The 20,208-nt window shown below is 22.2% G+C and carries 15 protein-coding genes, 3 pseudogenes and 1 riboswitch; of the genes and pseudogenes, 9 read left to right on the forward strand and 9 right to left on the reverse strand.

Going from position 1 to position 20,208, the window contains the following annotated elements:
- Positions 1 to 337 precede the first annotated feature (337 nt).
- From AACL24_RS04910 to AACL24_RS04950, 8 genes and pseudogenes are all read right to left on the reverse strand, one after another.
- A protein-coding gene (locus AACL24_RS04910) for an IS5 family transposase (protein WP_339046819.1) occupies positions 338 to 1,167 on the reverse strand; the annotation gives its coding sequence in 2 pieces (ribosomal slippage) (positions 338 to 771 and positions 771 to 1,167; 831 coding nt in all).
- A gap of 48 nt (positions 1,168 to 1,215) precedes the next feature.
- Positions 1,216 to 1,983: a hypothetical protein gene (locus tag AACL24_RS04915; protein ID WP_339049062.1), complete on the reverse strand. Its 768-nt coding sequence runs from the start codon at positions 1,981 to 1,983 to the stop codon at positions 1,216 to 1,218.
- A gap of 117 nt (positions 1,984 to 2,100) precedes the next feature.
- The gene (locus tag AACL24_RS04920; RefSeq protein ID WP_339049063.1) at positions 2,101 to 5,652 is read right to left on the reverse strand and encodes an ABC transporter permease; all 3,552 of its coding nucleotides are present in this window, start codon (positions 5,650 to 5,652) and stop codon (positions 2,101 to 2,103) included.
- 2 nt (positions 5,653 to 5,654) lie between these two features.
- Entirely contained in the window at positions 5,655 to 6,374 is a 720-nt protein-coding gene (gene rnc, locus AACL24_RS04925; RefSeq protein ID WP_174481262.1) for a ribonuclease III, read from the reverse strand.
- 28 nt (positions 6,375 to 6,402) lie between these two features.
- Entirely contained in the window at positions 6,403 to 7,431 is a 1,029-nt protein-coding gene (plsX, locus tag AACL24_RS04930; protein WP_339049064.1) for a phosphate acyltransferase PlsX, read from the reverse strand.
- 914 nt (positions 7,432 to 8,345) lie between these two features.
- A protein-coding gene (locus AACL24_RS04935; protein ID WP_339049065.1) for an IS5 family transposase occupies positions 8,346 to 9,175 on the reverse strand; the annotation gives its coding sequence in 2 pieces (ribosomal slippage) (positions 8,346 to 8,779 and positions 8,779 to 9,175; 831 coding nt in all).
- Positions 9,176 to 9,251: 76 nt separating this feature from the next.
- Positions 9,252 to 10,192 (reverse strand): annotated as a pseudogene (locus AACL24_RS04940) (IS256 family transposase); the annotation flags it as partial.
- A 93-nt stretch (positions 10,193 to 10,285) separates the two neighbouring features.
- Positions 10,286 to 10,400, reverse strand: a riboswitch (cobalamin riboswitch).
- Positions 10,401 to 10,493: 93 nt separating this feature from the next.
- Entirely contained in the window at positions 10,494 to 11,048 is a 555-nt protein-coding gene (locus AACL24_RS04950) for an inorganic diphosphatase (protein WP_339049068.1), read from the reverse strand.
- 99 nt (positions 11,049 to 11,147) lie between these two features.
- Here AACL24_RS04950 and AACL24_RS04955 point away from each other — a divergent pair, with 99 nt between their 5' ends.
- From AACL24_RS04955 to AACL24_RS04980, 6 genes and pseudogenes are all read left to right on the forward strand, one after another.
- On the forward strand, positions 11,148 to 11,792 hold the full coding sequence (locus tag AACL24_RS04955; protein WP_339049069.1) for a hypothetical protein: 645 nt from the start codon (positions 11,148 to 11,150) through the stop codon (positions 11,790 to 11,792).
- An 80-nt stretch (positions 11,793 to 11,872) separates the two neighbouring features.
- Positions 11,873 to 12,702, forward strand: a protein-coding gene (locus tag AACL24_RS04960; protein WP_339046819.1) for an IS5 family transposase whose coding sequence is annotated in 2 segments (ribosomal slippage) — positions 11,873 to 12,269 and positions 12,269 to 12,702 — 831 coding nt in all. Because the reading frame shifts where the segments join, the coding sequence is not laid out codon by codon here.
- Positions 12,703 to 12,945: 243 nt separating this feature from the next.
- A pseudogene (locus tag AACL24_RS04965) lies at positions 12,946 to 13,305 on the forward strand (transposase); the annotation flags it as partial.
- Between the two features lie 101 nt (positions 13,306 to 13,406).
- Positions 13,407 to 13,829 carry a transposase family protein gene (locus tag AACL24_RS04970; RefSeq protein ID WP_339045912.1) on the forward strand — a complete coding sequence of 141 codons (423 nt, stop codon included), beginning with the start codon at positions 13,407 to 13,409 and terminating at the stop codon, positions 13,827 to 13,829.
- Positions 13,830 to 13,852: 23 nt separating this feature from the next.
- Positions 13,853 to 14,260, forward strand: coding sequence for a transposase family protein (locus AACL24_RS04975; RefSeq protein WP_339045908.1), 408 nt, complete (start codon positions 13,853 to 13,855; stop codon positions 14,258 to 14,260).
- 194 nt (positions 14,261 to 14,454) lie between these two features.
- Positions 14,455 to 15,345, forward strand: a pseudogene (locus tag AACL24_RS04980) (IS256 family transposase); the annotation flags it as partial.
- A 52-nt stretch (positions 15,346 to 15,397) separates the two neighbouring features.
- On the opposite strand, the gene AACL24_RS04985 reads toward AACL24_RS04980, so the two are convergent.
- The gene (locus tag AACL24_RS04985; RefSeq protein ID WP_339049071.1) at positions 15,398 to 15,910 is read right to left on the reverse strand and encodes a hypothetical protein; all 513 of its coding nucleotides are present in this window, start codon (positions 15,908 to 15,910) and stop codon (positions 15,398 to 15,400) included.
- 284 nt (positions 15,911 to 16,194) lie between these two features.
- On the opposite strand from AACL24_RS04985, the gene AACL24_RS04990 reads away from it, so the two are divergent.
- From AACL24_RS04990 to AACL24_RS05000, 3 genes are all read left to right on the forward strand, one after another.
- Positions 16,195 to 16,881: a hypothetical protein gene (locus AACL24_RS04990; protein ID WP_338987585.1), complete on the forward strand. Its 687-nt coding sequence runs from the start codon at positions 16,195 to 16,197 to the stop codon at positions 16,879 to 16,881.
- An 866-nt stretch (positions 16,882 to 17,747) separates the two neighbouring features.
- Entirely contained in the window at positions 17,748 to 19,682 is a 1,935-nt protein-coding gene (locus AACL24_RS04995; RefSeq protein WP_339049072.1) for a hypothetical protein, read from the forward strand.
- Positions 19,683 to 19,834: 152 nt separating this feature from the next.
- The gene (locus tag AACL24_RS05000) at positions 19,835 to 20,206 is read left to right on the forward strand and encodes a hypothetical protein (protein ID WP_339049073.1); all 372 of its coding nucleotides are present in this window, start codon (positions 19,835 to 19,837) and stop codon (positions 20,204 to 20,206) included.
- Positions 20,207 to 20,208 lie beyond the last annotated feature (2 nt).

Here is a 20,208-nt window from a genome sequence, read left to right on the forward strand (position 1 = left end):
TTACCTTTTCCTACAATAAATACTTGTTTTAATTTTTTTAATGGATGTCATTTATCTACAGCATAATCAATTTTTAAATAATTAGCAGTAGATTTAAGATAAGTTGCACCATCACCAGTTAATTTTAAATTTTCATTAGTATAACCAATAAAAATATTAGACTTCTTGCAAAACTATGATATTAATCACATTTTTTAAGTTTAAAAATTTATTTTAATAACACTTTTAATATTTTTTAAAAATTATTGTTCAAAATATGTTTTATTTTTTGTCATTAAAATACAACAAAAATTATTATTTCAAATAAAAAAATAAAATATTAAATTATCAAATATATTTAAATTAATAATTGTAAATTATAAATTGAAGCTATTAAATTAAATCTTAATGCAAATTTTTTTCTTCTATTTCGATATTTTTCACTAATAATTTTAAATTTTTTAAGAATCGCAAAAACATGTTCAATAACAACTCTCATTTTTGAAATAGCCTTATTATTTTTCTTTTCTTCTTTAGTTAAAGGGTTTTTCTTTGATTTTCGTTTAGGTAATAAGACATTTTTATGTATGTTTTGTATACCTTGATATCCTAAATCTACTAAAATAGTTGTTTCTGATAAAAATTTCGTTTTTGAATTTTTTAAAATTTTAAAATCATGATTTTTACCATAAGAAAAATAAGAACTTATAATTTTTTTACTATCTTTTTCAATTATGACTTGAGTTTTTATTGTATGTTTTTTCTTTTTTCCTGAATAATATTGTTTTTGACTTTTTTTGGGCGTTGAATAGTACTTTCAGTCACATCAATGATAACTGTTTTATCTTTAAAATTATTATTTAACAGTGATTTTTGCCCATCAAGTTGTTGAAAATCAGGATGTTTTATTAAAGTATTTTCTATTCACTTGATATTCCTATAGCAACTACTTTCACTAATTCCATAACTTTTAGCAATATGAAAATAAGTTCGATACTCTCTTCAATATTCTAAAGTCATTAATAAACGATTTTCTAATGATAATTTATTAGGTGTACCACCATTTTTAAACTTTTTTACTTCTTCTGTCTTTAAAATTTTTAGAATTTTATTAAAAATAATATCATTTATACCAGTTAATCTTAATAATTCTGGATTGTTAATAGTTTTTAATTTATCAAACATCATAGATTACCTATCTTTTTTATTTTTAATTTTATTTTAAAAATTAAATTTTTAATAGATAGGTTTTGCAAGAAGTCTAATATTTTGAAATAACATGCCATTAATAATTAAAAAATATAGTTGTGATTGCAAAGAAATATCAATTGTATTATATTCATGATTAGCGTATGATATTTTATGATAAATTTCATCTTGATAAATTTTTAATGCTTTATCATTTAAAATAAAATAGTTTACTTGATTAATATTTGTCTTTCCATCATAAACATAACTATTAATTAAATTACGCATTGCATTTTTATATTGTTCAGAAGAGTTATAACCTTGATGATAATCATTAGGAACTAATAGTTTAAAATCAACATAATCATGATGATATTTAGTAGATATATTATTTCCAATTTGTAAATAATTATTAGCATGAGAATCACTTAAATCACTACTACCATTAAAAATAAAACGATAAGTATCGGTATTAGCATTAACTAAAGCAATTTGAAAAGTTGCATGATTTAATTTAAAAGTATCAATACTATCATCTTGTTTATAATATGACATATTTTCCAATCATAATCCTAAATGTGTTTTATAATAATTATATTCTTTTTCAAAACTATTTTTTTCAATTGGTAATTCATTTAATTCTTGAAAATTAGTATTTTGACTAATATCATTTAAATATTGATTTTCTACATATTGATCAGAAAATTGAATGCTTAAAAAAGTTAGAATCATAATCATAACTAAAAAGCCTAACCCTAAAACTTGAATAATATTTTTTCTTTGTTCACGCAAATAATTAAAAAATATTTTTACCATATTTCACTAACCTCAGTTGATACTTCAAATTAATTTTATCAATTTAAAAATATTTTTTAAAATTAAAACATTTTAATGTGTAATTTTTTATTTAATAGCAGCAAACCAGATTATATATTATTTAGTTAATGTCATTAATTGTTTATTATTAACGTGTAACTTTCAAGTAATAATGTATGAGACTAAATAAATTAAAATATTTATACTAATCATCAATGCAAAATATCATCAACGAAAAACAATAGGAAATGCGATTTTTGCAAAAGTTGCTAATAAATTAGAAAGTACCATTACTAAAGAAGGAACAATAAAAACAGCAACCAAACTACTCATTACCAATGCCGGTATTATTACCAGAAAGAAATTATAAGAAACTTCTAATGCAGTATAACCTAAACTTCATAAAATATTAATTAATATTAAATTATCACGAACACTAATATTAGTAACAATAACAATAATCATTAATGATAATATAACACTAAAAATACCAAAAAATGAAATGATTATTTGTAAACTATATTGATTATTCTTCATAATACTACGTAAATTACTAATATCATACACTGATGATAATGAAGTACTAATACCTTTACTTTCCAAATATCCTGAGTGTGAAATTTGTGCTAAATCAATATTATAATAATTTTTATTACTAATAATTGGTAAGTAATGTTTAAACTCATTATCAGTAAATTTGCTTAATTTACTATTAGCAAAATTATTTTCTAATAAATCACTTTTACTACCAAACAAAATATCATTAAGCCAAAGTTTAGGCATTACTATTATTTTTGGATCTAATTTATTAATATAATCATAAGCAATACCAATTATATATTTTATTTGATTATCTAATCCTTTATACCTATAAATAACACTATTATTAAGTTGTTCTCCACCATTATAAACATTGAAAACCGAAGGTAAAACAGAAGTAGCCATTGGAATAAATTGAACAGCACTACTATCTGGATTTTTAATTCCTAATTTTTGAATTAAATGATTACGAATATTAATAAATTGTTTATCTTGCCAATTATTAGAAACTTCCATATCAGCTAAATTTAATTTACTAAAAGTAGAGAAATCACTTATACTAAAATTTAGAGATAAAAAATCACTTAAACTATCATCAATACCATAAGCAGTTCTTGGTGCACTTCAATTTTTAAAAGATTCTTTTGATAAGGTTTGTGTATCATTATCAAAAACAGCACCACGCTGATTAGGAAGTAACAAACTAGCCTTATCAAGTTCTAATTGTGTGTATGGTACTTCATACTGTTCATCATAAGGAATTAAACCAAAACTTATCAATAAATCAGTATTGCTTTTACCATTATTATTGGTTAAATAATTAAATAATATTTTATTTTTTTCTAAGAAATCCTTAACTATGGGTGAAATCTTTGATGGATTAGCAGCAATTCACTGTTTTATTTTTAATAATTCACTACCCATAATATAACGATTTTGAACATTAATCATAATTGATTTATTAGGATTAAGAGGATCAAATCGTTTAATTGTAGCTAATAATTCTGGATATAATGAAATTTTGCTTTTAATATTATCAACACTATTAAATTGATACATTAATTTATTTTCGTTATTAATAAAATTAGTTTTAATATTATCATCAAATTGATAACCATTTTGATAATTAAAATTAGTTCCCGCAAATTGTGAACCTAACATATTATTAACTAAACCACTAGCAGCAAGCGCAAAGAATACTAATGTTGCAGCAAAAATACTAGTAAAACACATAATTAATGTTTTACCAAAACTACGTAGTGAAGTAGTAACGGCCAACTTATTACGATAACTAAATCTACCAATCACATATCTTGCAATAAAAGTAAAAGTTGAACTAATATTTATTTTATATTTTTTTTTTGAAATATTATTAGTAATTAAATCTAAGGGTTTACTTCTTAATAAGAATAATACCATTAAAAAACTAATGAAAGTTAAACTAATGATTGGAATAACAAGTAATAAAATAGCGGTAACAATATTAAAGTACCAACCATAACTAATTAAGGCAAGAGTACTAATATTAGTAATATAAATTAAATAATGCGCAACTGGAATAGAAATTAAAACACCAATAATAGAAAAAATAATTAAAGGAGCAATAATTGAAATTACTAATGATATACTTAACTGTCAACTTTTATATCCTGTTGCTTTTAAAATTCCAATTAATTTTTTATTACGATCAATCATTTTAAAAGTAATAATAAAAATAATAATAGTAGTCACAATAAAAATCAAAATTAAAAATAAACTAGAAATCTCTTCAATAACATTAATTCTATTATTAATGGAACTAAAAGATCATTCTTGCATACTAGTATAAAATCTAAGATTATTGATACTTAAAGGAGAAACTATTTTATTATAATCAATACCATTATTATAATATTTTGTACTTGCTATATCAGTAGGTGTTTTATAAGTTGCATGAAGATAATTATAAATTCATTCATTGTTTATTTGTGAATCAATATTTTTAGACAAATCAGGATTAATACCTAAAAAAAAATCATCAATATTACTGCTAAATGCCTTTAAATCAGATTCAACTTTGCACATCGTATTACCATTAGTAAAAGCGACAGTATTATTTTTTAAATCAAGTGAATTACCAAAATAACGACCAACAAATGCTGCTAATGAGCTTGTAGCATAACCACGAATAATAAACGTTTGTCCAGCAATTACATAATTTTGACCAATATGTAAATTATTTAGTTCAGCAAAATGTTTGTAAATTAAAATTTCATTATCTTGTAATGGTTTTTCTGTTAAACTTGGGCCACCATCTTTGACAATAATTGCTTTATTAACAATATATTCGGGTCCTGTTTCAATAAAAGCAAAATTTTTACTAGTAATTAATAAATCACGGACCATAACAGCATGTTGTCATTCAATATCTTTATATAACATTCCCATTGACATTATTTCATATAACTTAGCTTCATTTTTAATATCTATTTCACTATAGTTTCGATTAGCATATGACAATTGTCCCTTAAAATTATCGTTATAAAACTGTAAAGCAGCTTCACTAGTAATCATAAAATTTGTTGCATTTTCTGGATGTAATGGATCATATAGATATTGATTTAGAATATTAGCATATTGTTCTATCGTTGCTTTATCAGTATCATAAGATGGATAATTAATAGGAATATTAATTTTAAAATCAATATAATTATGGCTAGTATCATTAAAAAGACTATCACCAATAGCAAAATATTCTTTACTATTAGCGTCCCCACCATAAAAAGTAAAACGATATATATCAGGTCTAGTAGCATCTGGTATTGTTAACTGAAAAGTAGCTTTTGCCATCTTTTCTTTATCAATAGTATTATCTTTTTGATAATAATTAATATTATTTAAATAAGAACCAGCTTTATCTTTTTCATTATATTTTCCATCAAAATTAACATATTCGATTGGTGAAAAAAATGTATATTGATTAAATTCATTATGAGCAATATCGTTAACATATTGTTCAAATAAATAATTATTAGAAAAATTTAATGATAAAAAGGCAATAATCATAATCATTACTAAAAAACCTAAACCAAACATTTGTAATAAATTGTTTTTTTGTTCACGAATATAATTACGTAATAATTTAAACATGTTTATCCCTTCTTATGATCACTTATTAATAAATTAGATTTTGACAGTTTTGCTAAAGCTGACTTTGCTGCTTCTTGCTCAGCTTTCTTTTTATTTGTTCCTACTCCTTTCCCCATTAGTATTTTATTATCTAAATACACATGAACAATAAAATAAGTAATATTATCTTTTTTAATTTGTTCCATAGTTTTATAATTAATAGGATCTCTTTTTTCTGCCTGTACTAATTCTTGTAATTTAGTTTTATAATCAATAATTGTTTCTAACTGATTAGTTTTAATTAATTCAAATAAGGTTAAGTCTAAGATTTTTTTCACTGCACTATTTCCTAAATCAAGATATACTGCAGCAAGAAATGATTCAAAAACATCTGATAAAATGCTTTCGCGTTGTTGTCCACCTGTATTTTTTTCACCATTTCCCAAAAATAAATAATCTTGTAATCCTAGAGCAATTGCCACTGCTGCCAATGTTTCTTGTCTAACTGCTTTACTACGTAAACTTGTTAATTGTCCCTCATCTTTATTTGGAAATAAGTGTCAAATGTAAGTTGAAATATTTTCCCCTAAAATCGAATCACCCAAAAATTCTAATCGCTCATATGAATAATCTAAATTATGTTCATTTGAAAAAGAACGATGAGTAAATGCTTCACGATAATTACGATTAGATTTAATTTTTTCTAAAATACTCGATTTTAAAATATGTTCAATATTAATCATATTTTTCTCCTTAATACTTATTTATAAATTATAATTCTTGAATTTGTTTAGCTATTTTATTAGTAACATCTTGCTCAATAGCACGAATTAAAAGTTTTAAAGTACTATAATAAGATTTTTTATCACTAGATCCATGTGCTTTAAAAGCAATGCCATTAATACCTATTAATTGAGCACCACCTGTATTCTTATAATCAAAAGTCTTTTTAATATTTTTAAAAATACCAATTGACATTAAACCTAAAAATTTAGTTCATAAATTTTTTTTATAACCATTTTTAATTAATGTAAATAATAATGATGCCATGCCTTCAACTGATTTTAAAACAATATTACCTGAATAACCATCACAAATAATAATATCAACATCACCACTTAAAACATTTCCTGCTTCAATATTACCGTGAAAATTTAAAAAACTTAACTTTTCACTTTTTTGTGTTAATTGTTTTAGTTTAGCATATGTTGCTTTAGTTACTTCTGGACCTTTGCTTTCTTCAATACCAATATTTAGTAAACCAATTTTAGGACGTGAAATATTTTGAATAGTTTGACAATAAATATGACCCATTAATGCAAAATTAATTAATTCATCAACAGTGTTTTCAATATTTGCTCCAACATCCAATAATACTACTTGTCGATCTTTTATTAAAGTAGGCATAATTGGCATGAATGCCGGACGTTTAATGCCTTTGATTTCGCCTAATAAAAAATGACAAGCACCAAGATAGGCAGCAGTTGAACCAGAAGTTAGAATCCCATCTGCTTTTTTATTTTTAACTAACTGAATGGCTTGATTCATAGAAGAATCAGTCATTCTAATACCAGCGAGTGGACCATCATTCATAGTTATTACTTGGGTTGTTGCTAGTATTGTTATTCTTGATGATAATGGCTTATTTTTTAATAAAATCTGCAAGTTTCCATTAATTTGTTTTTCATCACCAACTAAACAAATTTCAACGTTTTTGAATTCTTTAATAACTTCTAACGCTGCAGCAATAGCGGGCAAACTACCATGGTCTGAACCCATTACATCAAAAGCAATTTTCATAGTTCCTCCTAAAAACAAAAAATAATTTAAGAAACCTTAAATAATATTATATTATAATTATTGATAGTTTAATTATACGTTAATTTTTTTAATTCCTTAAGATTAACAATCCAACTAATACTGCATTTATTTATTTATTTTTAAATATGAATATTTCATTATTTGCTAGTAAAAAGTTAAAAAACAATTTATCTCTAATTATTTTGATATTGGTTTTCTAAATAATTGTTTTTATTTACACCAGTTTTTTTTAAAGACCAAAACCCTTTTATTTATTTTATTAATAAAAAAACTTTAAAAGCAAAAAACTAATATAAATATAAAAATATCTTATCATAATTTTACTAAAATCAAAAATAATCAAAGAATTAAAAAAATATTAAAACATTTAATAGTGTTTATTTTTATTTATAAATTAAACACTATTAAATTGATTATTATTCATAAAAATAAAAATAAAGTTAATTAAAAATAATTTTTATTGTATTTTATTTTAAAAACTTTAGAATTTAGTTACTTCTTATTATATATCTAAGAAGGTATTGGGAAAAAATTAATAACACAACTAAAAACTTTACTTATAAACAGTAATTTTTTGGATATGATTTTAAAATACTTATAAATTGTTATAGTAAAACTAATTCAAAAAAATTAATACTACTGCTTTTGAGGATCTTGTAATATGATCCTTTTTAAAATATATAACTACTGTTATTAATAACAAATTAATATATTAGACTTCTTGCAAAACTATGATATTAATCACATTTTTTAAGTTTAAAAATTTATTTTAATAACACTTTTAATATTTTTTAAAAATTATTGTTCAAAATATGTTTTATTTTTTGTCATTAAAATACAACAAAAATTATTATTTCAAATAAAAAAATAAAATATTAAATTATCAAATATATTTAAATTAATAATTGTAAATTATAAATTGAAGCTATTAAATTAAATCTTAATGCAAATTTTTTTCTTCTATTTCGATATTTTTCACTAATAATTTTAAATTTTTTAAGAATCGCAAAAACATGTTCAATAACAACTCTCATTTTTGAAATAGCCTTATTATTTTTCTTTTCTTCTTTAGTTAAAGGGTTTTTCTTTGATTTTTGTTTAGGTAATAAGACATTTTTATGTATGTTTTGTATACCTTGATATCCTAAATCTACTAAAATAGTTGTTTCTGATAAAAATTTCGTTTTTGAATTTTTTAAAATTTTAAAATCATGATTTTTACCATAAGAAAAATAAGAACTTATAATTTTTTTACTATCTTTTTCAATTATGACTTGAGTTTTTATTGTATGTTTTTTCTTTTTTCCTGAATAATATTGTTTTTGACTTTTTTTGGGCGTTGAATAGTACTTTCAGTCACATCAATGATAACTGTTTTATCTTTAAAATTATTATTTAACAGTGATTTTTGCCCATCAAGTTCTTGAAAATCAGGATGTTTTATTAAAGTATTTTCTATTCACTTGATATTCCTATAGCAACTACTTTCACTAATTCCATAACTTTTAGCAATATGAAAATAAGTTCGATACTCTTTTCAATATTCTAAAGTCATTAATAAACGATTTTCTAATGATAATTTATTAGGTGTAGCACCATTTTTAAACTTTTTTACTTCTTCTGTCTTTAAAATTTCTAGAATTTTATTAAAAATAATATCATTTATACCAGTTAATCTTAATAATTCTGGATTGTTAATAGTTTTTAATTTATCAAACATCATAGATTACCTATCTTTTTTATTTTTAATTTTATTTTAAAAATTAAATTTTTAATAGATAGGTTTTGCAAGAAGTCTATTGTTTATTTCACTTATTTTCAAAGGATTCTAAAGCCTGCATTGCTTGTTCTTCACTACATGCAGTATAAATTGGTTTTAAATCTGCAACTAGAGATTTTCTATGCTTATATGAGACATATTTCAAACTATTTCTAATTTGATGAACTATGCATAATTGATGTTCTTTTTTAAGATAAACTGATTGTATTGCTTCTGACATGCCTGTTAAATTATCACTGCAGGCAATAAGAATATCATTTAAGCCACGATTTTTCATTTCTGTTAAATTTGCTAATCAAAATTTAGCACCTTCATTTTCACTAATTCATAAACCTAAAACATCTTTTTTACCTTCTAAATCAACTCCTAAAGCTATATAAACTGATTTATTAATAATCCTTTTATCTTGTCGTACTTTCACTACTATGCAATCAAAATAAACAATCGGATAGACACTTTCTAATGGTCGATTTTGCCATGCTTTTACATCATCAATAACATCATCAGTAATTTGACTAATAACACTTTCACTAATATCAGCACCATGATATAACTCTTGTAATTGCATTCTAATATCTGATAATGTCATACCTTTTGCATATAAAGAAAGAACTTGTTGATCAAAACCATCAAATCTTCTTTGTCTTTTTGCAACTATTATAGGATTAAAATTACTATTGCGATCTCGTGGTACATCAATCTCAATTTTACCTTGTTGAGTTATTATTTTTTTTGAACTTATACCATTACGAGCATTGTCACTATTACTATGTTGATTCTTTTCATATCCCAAATAATTTTGCATCTCAGAATTCAACATTTTTTTACTAATCTTTTTGTTAATTCTTTATACAATCCTCCCTCTTTAAAAACTGTTGTTAAATCTTCAGTATTTTCTAATAATAAATCTACTGCTTTTGATATTGGATCATTATTATTAATATTTTGCTTTTTAGCCATCTGTAACTCACTCTTTCTAGAAAATTAATTATATTTACTAGAATTAATTAAACATAGTTATTTTTGTAAGTTACACAGATTACTAAACATTACCCTACTGGCTTAACTTCATTTTACTTGTTACCCTTCTCAAAATCTTTGATTTCAATGGATTATGTAACTTTTATCAGTATCACAGTTGCTGGGGCAGCTTAAGATTACTTAATTCCCTTTTATGAACAGTTGTTCATCTATTTAATTTTATTCAGTTGTATTTAAGGATAAATGATTTAATATATTAAAAATATATTACACTTTTTGTTTATTTTTTGTTTAATAATGACACTAATTGTGCTTTTGGTAAATTATTCATTTCATTTTGATATTCTTTAAACATATTTTTACATGTTGTAAGTTCAGTTAATGCTTCTTTTAAGTTACCTCAACCTTCAATTATGACTTTCTTTTTTTGTAATTCTTTATATTGTAAAAAGAAATTAACAATTTCATTACGTAAATGTTGTGGTACATCTTTTAGATCTTGATACTCATTAAAGCGTGGATCAGAATTAACAACACCAAATAATTTAGTATCAACTTCACCACCGTCAATCATTTTAATCATTCCTAAAACTCTAACTTCTACTAAGCAACCAGGGAAAGTTGGATAAGTAATTAAACTAATAATATCTAAAGGATCACCATCATAATCTAAAGTTTCAGGAATATATCCATATTCACCGGGATAAAAATTAGCACCATAAAGAACACGATCTAATATCATAGTTTTAGATTTTCAATCATATTCATATTTATTACTTGATCCTTTGGGAATTTCAACTACCATTTGCACAATGTTATTTTCACTTTTATTCATTAATACTTCATCTCCTTTTAAAAATTAATTTTATTATATAATAAATAAACGTTTTTTTATATATAATTAAAATAATAAATGTATTTTAAGGAGTAAAAGATGAGTTTAAAATATGAGAAAAAGTGACAACAATTTAAAAGTAATATTAACAATTCTTTAAAATTAACTACTCATAGGATAGCATTAATTAGTAGTTTATTGGCAGTTACGACATTAATGACCTTATTAGAAACACCACCTATTTTTTTACCTTTTTTAAAAATTGATTTTGGTAATACTATTAATTTAATTGCATTGTTAATTATTAAACTTCCTTATAGTTTGTTAAATGCCATTATTGTTCCTTGACTAAGTTTAATCTTACCTCATTTTCCTTCTGGTAATGCTGAACCAATTGGTGAATTTGCTTATATGTTAAGTACCATTACTTTATTGTTATTATATAGTAGTTTTAAATTATTATTTAAGCAATTACCATTTTGAAAAACGCAATCTAATAATTCTTGAAAACGATTAATGATTATTGAAATACCAACAGTTGTTATTACTTGTATTTTAGTATCATTAATTAGTGCTTTTTATAATTGAGCTTTTATTTTAGACATGTATGGTGCTGGTGGTCTTAAAGATAAGATTTGAATTGTATTTGTACCATTTAATTTAATTAAATTTACTTCAGTTTTGCTTTTATATTTATTATTAGTTAGGCCAGTACAAATTTTAGTACAACATTTTAATATTTAAATAATAGACTTCTTGCAAAACCTATCTATTAAAAATTTAATTTTTAAAATAAAATTAAAAATAAAAAAGATAGGTAATATATGATGTTTGATAAATTAAAAACTATTAACAATCCAGAATTATTAAGATTAACTGGTATAAATGATATTATTTTTAATAAAATTCTAAAAATTTTAAAGACAGAAGAAGTAAAAAAGTTTAAAAATGGTGGTACACCTAATAAATTATCATTAGAAAATCGTTTATTAATGACTTTAGAATATTGAAGAGAGTATCGAACTTATTTTCATATTGCTAAAAGTTATGGAATTAGTGAAAGTAGTTGCTATAGGAATATCAAGTGAATAGAAAATACTTTAATAAAACATCCTGATTTTCAACAACTTGATGGGCAAAAATCACTGTTAAATAATAATTTTAAAGATAAAACAGTTATCATTGATGTGACTGAAAGTACTATTCAACGCCCAAAAAAAGTCAAAAACAATATTATTCAGGAAAAAAGAAAAAACATACAATAAAAACTCAAGTCATAATTGAAAAAGATAGTAAAAAAATTATAAGTTCTTATTTTTCTTATGGTAAAAATCATGATTTTAAAATTTTAAAAAATTCAAAAACGAAATTTTTATCAGAAACAACTATTTTAGTAGATTTAGGATATCAAGGTATACAAAACATACATAAAAATGTCTTATTACCTAAACGAAAATCAAAGAAAAACCCTTTAACTAAAGAAGAAAAGAAAAATAATAAGGCTATTTCAAAAATGAGAGTTGTTATTGAACATGTTTTTGCGATTCTTAAAAAATTTAAAATTATTAGTGAAAAATATCGAAATAGAAGAAAAAAATTTGCATTAAGATTTAATTTAATAGCTTCAATTTATAATTTACAATTATTAATTTAAATATATTTGATAATTTAATATTTTATTTTTTTATTTGAAATAATAATTTTTGTTGTATTTTAATGACAAAAAATAAAACATATTTTGAACAATAATTTTTAAAAAATATTAAAAGTGTTATTAAAATAAATTTTTAAACTTAAAAAATGAGTAATGTTTAGTAATCTGTGTAACTTACAAAAATAACTATGTTTAATTAATTCTAGTAAATATAATTAATTTTCTAGAAAGAGTGAGTTACAGATGGCTAAAAAGCAAAATATTAATAATAATGATCCAATATCAAAAGCAGTAGATTTATTATTAGAAAATACTGAAGATTTAACAACAGTTTTTAAAGAGGGAGGATTGTATAAAGAATTAACAAGAAGATTAGTAGAAAAAATGTTGAATTCTGAGATGCAAAATTATTTGGTATATGAAAAGAATCAACATAGTAATAGTGACAATGCTCGTAATGGTATAAGTTCAAAAAAAATAATAACTCAACAAGGTAAAATTGAGATTGATGTACCACGAGATCGCAATAGTAATTTTAATCCTATAATAGTTGCAAAAAGACAAAGAAGATTTGATGGTTTTGATCAACAAGTTCTTTCTTTAGACATATTCCGTAATTAAATTTTTTAAAAGTCAATTAATAATTTTAAAATTTATTTTATAATTTTGTTATTAACAATAAATTTAGAAAAGTGTTGATAAAAATGATTTTTGAAAATTTAAAAAAATTAAAAAATGAAGAATTTTATAGATATTTTGGTATAAAACGTTTTCATTTTAATGAAATGTTAGAAAAATTAATTGAAATAGAAAAATTAGAAAAAAATAAAGGTCGAAAAAATAAACTTTCAGTAGAAGAAAGATTAATGATGACTTTATTATACTGAAAAGAATATTATACTTTTTTTCAAATGAGTATTAAATCTAAAATGAGCCCATCAAGTTGTTTTCGAAATATTACTTGAGTAGAAAATAAACTTAGTAACCACAAAGATTACCAATTTTTAAAAGAAAGATATAAATTAAAAATTGATAAAAAACAAGAAAATTCAAATGAATTTCAATTTTATTTAATTGATTCAACTGAGATTGAAATTGAAAGACCAACTAAAAAAAACTACAGTTAGAATATTTTTCTGGTAAAAGTTGAATGTATTCTATAAAATTTCAAATTGTATATGATTTTTTTAATAAAAAAATTGTTGATATTTTTGCTGATAATGGTAAAGTGCATGATTTTCAAATATTAAAAAATTCAAATCTTGAATTTTCAGAAAAAACAATAATTATTGGTGATTTAGGATATCAAGGTATACAAAATATTTATAAAAATACAATAATACCAATTAAAAGAACTAAAAATAAAAAATTAACTAAACAAGAAAGAAAATACAATAAGATTGTATCTAAAATTAGAATTAAAGTTGAACATGTCTTTGCTTGATTGAAAAGATTCAAAATTTTAGTAAATAAATGTAGAAAATCTAAATTTAGACTTATGTACTTAAGATTTAACTTACTTTGTGAAATTTTTAATAAAATAAAACCATTAAAATAAAAAAAATATTAAAAATATTTTTTTAAAATTTAAATTTTTATCGAGTTAATATAAAAATATTATTAACAATTTTTTGTTTAAAATGTAAACTCATTTTTTAAACTATTTTTTCAAAAAATATTTATTTCTATATTCAATAAAACTAAATAGTTTTAAAACAATTTTATTGACAATTAATTAAATTTAATTACGGAATATGTCCTTTATATGCAAAAGGTATGACATTATCAGATATTAGAATGCAATTACAAGAGTTATATCATGGTGCTGATATTAGTGAAAGTGTTATTAGTCAAATTACTGATGATGTTATTGATGATGTAAAAGCATGGCAAAATCGACCATTAGAAAGTGTCTATCCGATTGTTTATTTTGATTGCATAGTAGTGAAAGTACGACAAGATAAAAGGATTATTAATAAATCAGTTTATATAGCTTTAGGAGTTGATTTAGAAGGTAAAAAAGATGTTTTAGGTTTATGAATTAGTGAAAATGAAGGTGCTAAATTTTGATTAGCAAATTTAACAGAAATGAAAAATCGTGGCTTAAATGATATTCTTATTGCCTGCAGTTATAATTTAACAGGCATGTCAGAAGCAATACAATCAGTTTATCTTAAAACAGAACATCAATTATGCATAGTTCATCAAATTAGAAATAGTTTGAAATATGTCTCATATAAGCATAGAAAATCTCTAGTTGCAGATTTAAAACCAATTTATACTGCATGTAGTGAAGAACAAGCAATGCAGGCTTTAGAATCCTTTGAAAATAAGTGAAATAAACAATATCCTCAAATTGCTAAATCTTGATATAAAAATTGAGATAATTTAATGGTTTTTATTAGTTATCCTACAGAAATCAAAAGAGTTATTTATACAACAAATGCTATTGAATCTGTAAATAGTCAATTACGAAAAGTTATCAGAAATAAAAAAGTTTTTCCTAATGATATGGCAGTTTTTAAAATATTTTATTTAGCAATTGAAAATATAACAAAAAAATGAACAATGCCCATTCAAAATTGAAATACAGCAATTGCTCATTTTATGATAAAATTTGAAGATAGAATTAATCTAAACTAGTACTTTGTAAAACAAAGATACACAGATTACATAAAAGCCTCAAAAAATGTGATTAATATCATAGTTTTGCAAGAAGTCTAATATATTTTAATTGATCTTTTTTTAATTCTATTACTAAAGATTCTTCACTATTTTGTTTTATTTCTGACTCTTCTCAAGGTCTTCAAATATTTACTTCTTCTTTATAATCTTCATCAATTACTAATCGTTCTGAATCACTATCTTCTTCTGAATTATCAAAATAGTTGTTTTCTATTTGTTTGTTAATATTTAGTGATAATAAATTTATTGCTTGCTGTTGATTTAAAAATTCTTCTTTATAATTTTGATTTTCATTATTATCACAATTTATTTCTGCAATATTGATGGTTGCTTCTAATATATCTCTTGGAGCTGAGTTGACTGAATGTTTTGCTTTAAGTTCATTCTTTCTTGCTTTTTGCTTTCAAATTCAAATTGTTGTTTTTGAAATGCCAGTTTCTTTTTTGATTTCACCATAACTTTTACCATCTTGTAAATATTGTAATACTTTTTCTTTTATTTCCGGTGTATATTTTTTTGCCATCTTTTAATCTTCCTTTTCTTTTAGCAATTTTATTTAATAAAAATCCTAATACAGAAAAATATCTATATAAGGATTTAACATTATTTAAATTAATGATTAATATTATAATTTATTTTTTTAGTTTTTGTTATTTTTATTGTTAATTAATTTTCTAAATTAGAGTAGTATTAATAGTTTTTATAAAAATTTAATAAATGTCTTGTTTTTTGATTAAAATTAATTTATAATTTTTATAAATAAGTATTTAATTAATTAAATACCTATTTTAAAAAGGAGAAGTTATAATGATAGTTAAAAGTGTTGACCAAGAAAAAGAAAAAGTAGATATAAAAACAAAGAAAAAAATAAAGATTAATTCAAAACAACAAATTTTTAATATTACTTTGACAGGAATTTTATTGGGATTAGCTGTTGCTTCTTCATTAATTGAAATACCTATTCAGTTTATGGGAGTAATTTTACCATTAAGAATTTTTGATTCATTAATTATTGCTTTTGCTTTACCAATTATTGGTTTATATTATACATTAGCAATTGGTATTATTGAACCTTGATTACATTTATTAGCAGATAGTGATCATCCGCCAATTCAAATTTTCTTTGATAATATTGCTAATATTTTATTTATTGTTTCTTTTTATTTTATTTACTACTATCTTTTTAAATTGTGTAATAAAAGTAAAAATTTGAAAGTAGATACTATCAAAAAAGTAAGTGCTGGTCTAGTAATAGTACCCTTAAATGCGATTATTGCTACTTTATCTTTTGCTTTAACTTTAGTAGTACTTTATTTTAGTCCTAACCTACCAAGACCTGATGAATATGATAATAATATTCTTAATTTTAATAATCATTCAGTAATTATATTATTTATTTTACTTGGTATTGAAATTTTAAGATTTATTTTTATCTTTATCTTATTTAGCTTAGTTGAAAGAAAGATAGGTTCTGCTAAACGTTATTATTTTTAATAAAAAGTATTTTATTTTATAAAATAAAATGTTAAATTAATAGTTATTAATTAAAAATAAAATGTGGGAGTAACATATGAAGTTAATAGTTATTTTAATTATTATCATGAGTATTATTTTTTTAATTGGTTTTATAATAATATTTTTTCTGAAATTAAGAAAAAAAAATAACATCATCAAGGAAAATAAAATATCGTTTATGTGATCCAAATTCTTATCATAGTAGCATTATCAAGAATAGAAAGTTTAAATTTAAAAGTAATAATGATTTAGTAAATAATAAAAAAGTATTGGAAATGTTAACATATTTACAGGAAAGAGATATCGCTAATTATAATAATATTATTCCTACTTTTTATAGCATTTTGGAAAAACCTATCCAACATAATTTGGAAGCTAATAAAAATGTTAATTATTTATTAACTAATATTGTTGATATTTTATGTCACCATCATCACTCTATGGTAAATCCCTTACATTTGATTAAACATTTGTTTAATAAATGTAATAATAAATTACATCAACACAAAAAAAATTTCATTTTACTCAAGAGAATAATCATTCAGTTAAACCAACACATGTTTTTAATAAAACACAAACTAATGCTTATACACCAAAAACTAATGTTTCTACAACAAAAAAATATAATAAACATACTTTCTCATAAATTTATAAATATTCCTTTACTAGTTATTAGTCCTAACTTAACAAAAACGGAATATCTAATTAAATTCATAATTAAAATGTATTAAATATCTACTAATTTAACTTATTAGTAGATATTTTTTTTAAAAATAAAATTTACTGTACATTATTTTGTAATAGTTTATAATAATAAGAAAATCATTATAAATGGAGTGTAAAATATGAGACAAAAATTAAATTTATTTTTTACTACCAGCCTTTTATTAAGTTCTAGCATGTCGCTTTTAGCATTCACAATTGATACAAGCAATATTAGTATTAATAATTTTGCCAACAACAATGTTGATACTAAAACAGCAACTAAGTATGCTAATGAAACCTCTATTGTTGGTAAATCGTTATTAATTGCTAAAAATAAAGGTTTTAATACTAATAATTTATTAAATGATATGTATAATCAAACCCCTTCTATTCAAATTGATAATCTTACAGGTAAGAATACTGGAAATGATTTTATTAATGATTGAACTAGTAACTTAGATGGTAATAGTATTAATACTATTCAGTTTTTATTTCAACGTAATGGTATTAATCAATCTAAAGTTGATGCTATCACTAATAATATTAATAACTATAGTAGTTATCATGACATATTGCCAATGCTTAAAAATTATTTAAATAATTCTATTTTATCTAATGATGATACTGTTAATATGATTGATGGAATGTTAAAAAATATTAAAAATTTAATACCAAATATTAATGATTACTTATCTTATACTAATTATATTCCAATTATAACTAATACTATTGATGAATTATTAGCAGATTGAGATCAAGAAGATAATTTTAGTGGTAATACTACTTTTGAAAAAATGCAAGATTATATGTCAAAGAAAGCGACATTTGCTCAAGCTTGAAATATTCCAAGTCATGAAAAGTGATACTATGTTAAAGATGAAGCAAAAAATTGAAATTGAAATCAATTTTATGAATATATAGCTGGTGTTAATTTTAATTATATGTTTAAGTCAATATCAGGAAAATATATTGGGGAAATGATTAGCGATAATATTAAATATGCTTTATGAGGTGCTGGACCTATCGGTTTTAATTCTGATAATTTTAATGCTACATTTAGTGAAACTCTTAATAAGATTTTAACAAATCCAGTGGCATGACCTTATTTAATAAAAACAATAATACCAATGGTTAAAAGTGAAGTATTAAAATTAACTAATCCAACTCTTGGTATTGATAGTATTACTTGAGATGATAAAACACCACTTAAAAATAATACAGTTCAACTAAAAAAAGTATTAACTATTTTTCAAGAATTAATATCTTCAAAAGATAATATGCTTAAATTAGTTACCAATTTAATGACCGGACCTTTTGGTGAAGATATTATTGCGAAAGCTACCTTTGCATGAACTGATTCATATTGAACATTACCTGAGATTCAAAAGAAATTTTCTTTTATTTCAGCTATTAGTGATATTCCTCAACAAGTTGTTAATAGTTTAGAATCAGCAATTAAAAATGTTCCAATTAATGACACAATTAATAAAATATTTGAGTTTACTAACAAATATTTAACAACAAATCCATTAATTGATTTAAAAGATTTAGTAAAATATTTAGATTTAACTTTCGGTAGTAAAGATTTTATTAATGCTTTAAATAATCTTAAATATATTATTAATCACCCAACAACAGATAATATTAGTAAAACTAAAGAAATATTACAATTATTAGGTGTTCAATTTGCTGATGAAACTAATTTTAAACAAGATAGTGTTCTTGCAAACTTTTCTAATTGATTAAATACTCCTACTATCAGTTTAAATTCCTTACTAAATATAATAGTTGATAAAACACATCATAATGGTATTCTTGATAATATGTTAAAGGACCAAGAAAATTTATATAAAGATATGTATAGTAAATATTTTGATATTAACAATAATAGTTATTTTACTTTAAGTGATATTGCAATGAATACATTTAAACATGATGATGGTAGTGTTAGTGCAGTTTTAAGTTATAAAATTAAAAATAATTTAGATAATAAAAGTTATGATATTACATTTAAAAATGCTAATTTTCTTACAAGTAAAATCTTTAAAATAAAATTATTTCATATTAGTCAATAATTTTTAATAATTTCCTTCAATAATTAGATATTTTAATTTAAAAAGTATATTAATATACAAGTCAGTTATTGCATTTCTCTTTAAACAATTTAAAATATAGATAACTTATAGATTTAAGAAAAAGTTATTGGGGAAAATAAAGGGGACTAATTATGAAATCATTATTAACAATATTAAGTGTTTTAACACTTGCAACAACTACAGGAAATTTAATCAATATTTTAAATACAATTGAAGAAAAAACTAATATTACAACTAATTACATTCAAAGTAAAACACAACAAGATACAATTTACAAAAATAAAAATGGAGAAAAAATAAAAACTAATATAGAAGATTTGTCAGAGATAGAAAGTAAAGAGGTTGTTCAAATTGGTTTTTATAAGAATCGACAAGGTGAAATTCAAGTTGCTAGAGTGCCAAAAACAATTCAAAAAGTACCAGATCAGTTACCATCAGAAATAACATCTTTGAGTTATATGTTTACTCGTGCGAAATCATTTAATCAGGATTTGTCAGCTTAATG

This window comes from Spiroplasma endosymbiont of Colias croceus, from assembly GCF_964020095.1.
GTDB lineage: Bacteria > Bacillota_I > Bacilli_A > Mycoplasmatales > VBWQ01 > Spiroplasma_E.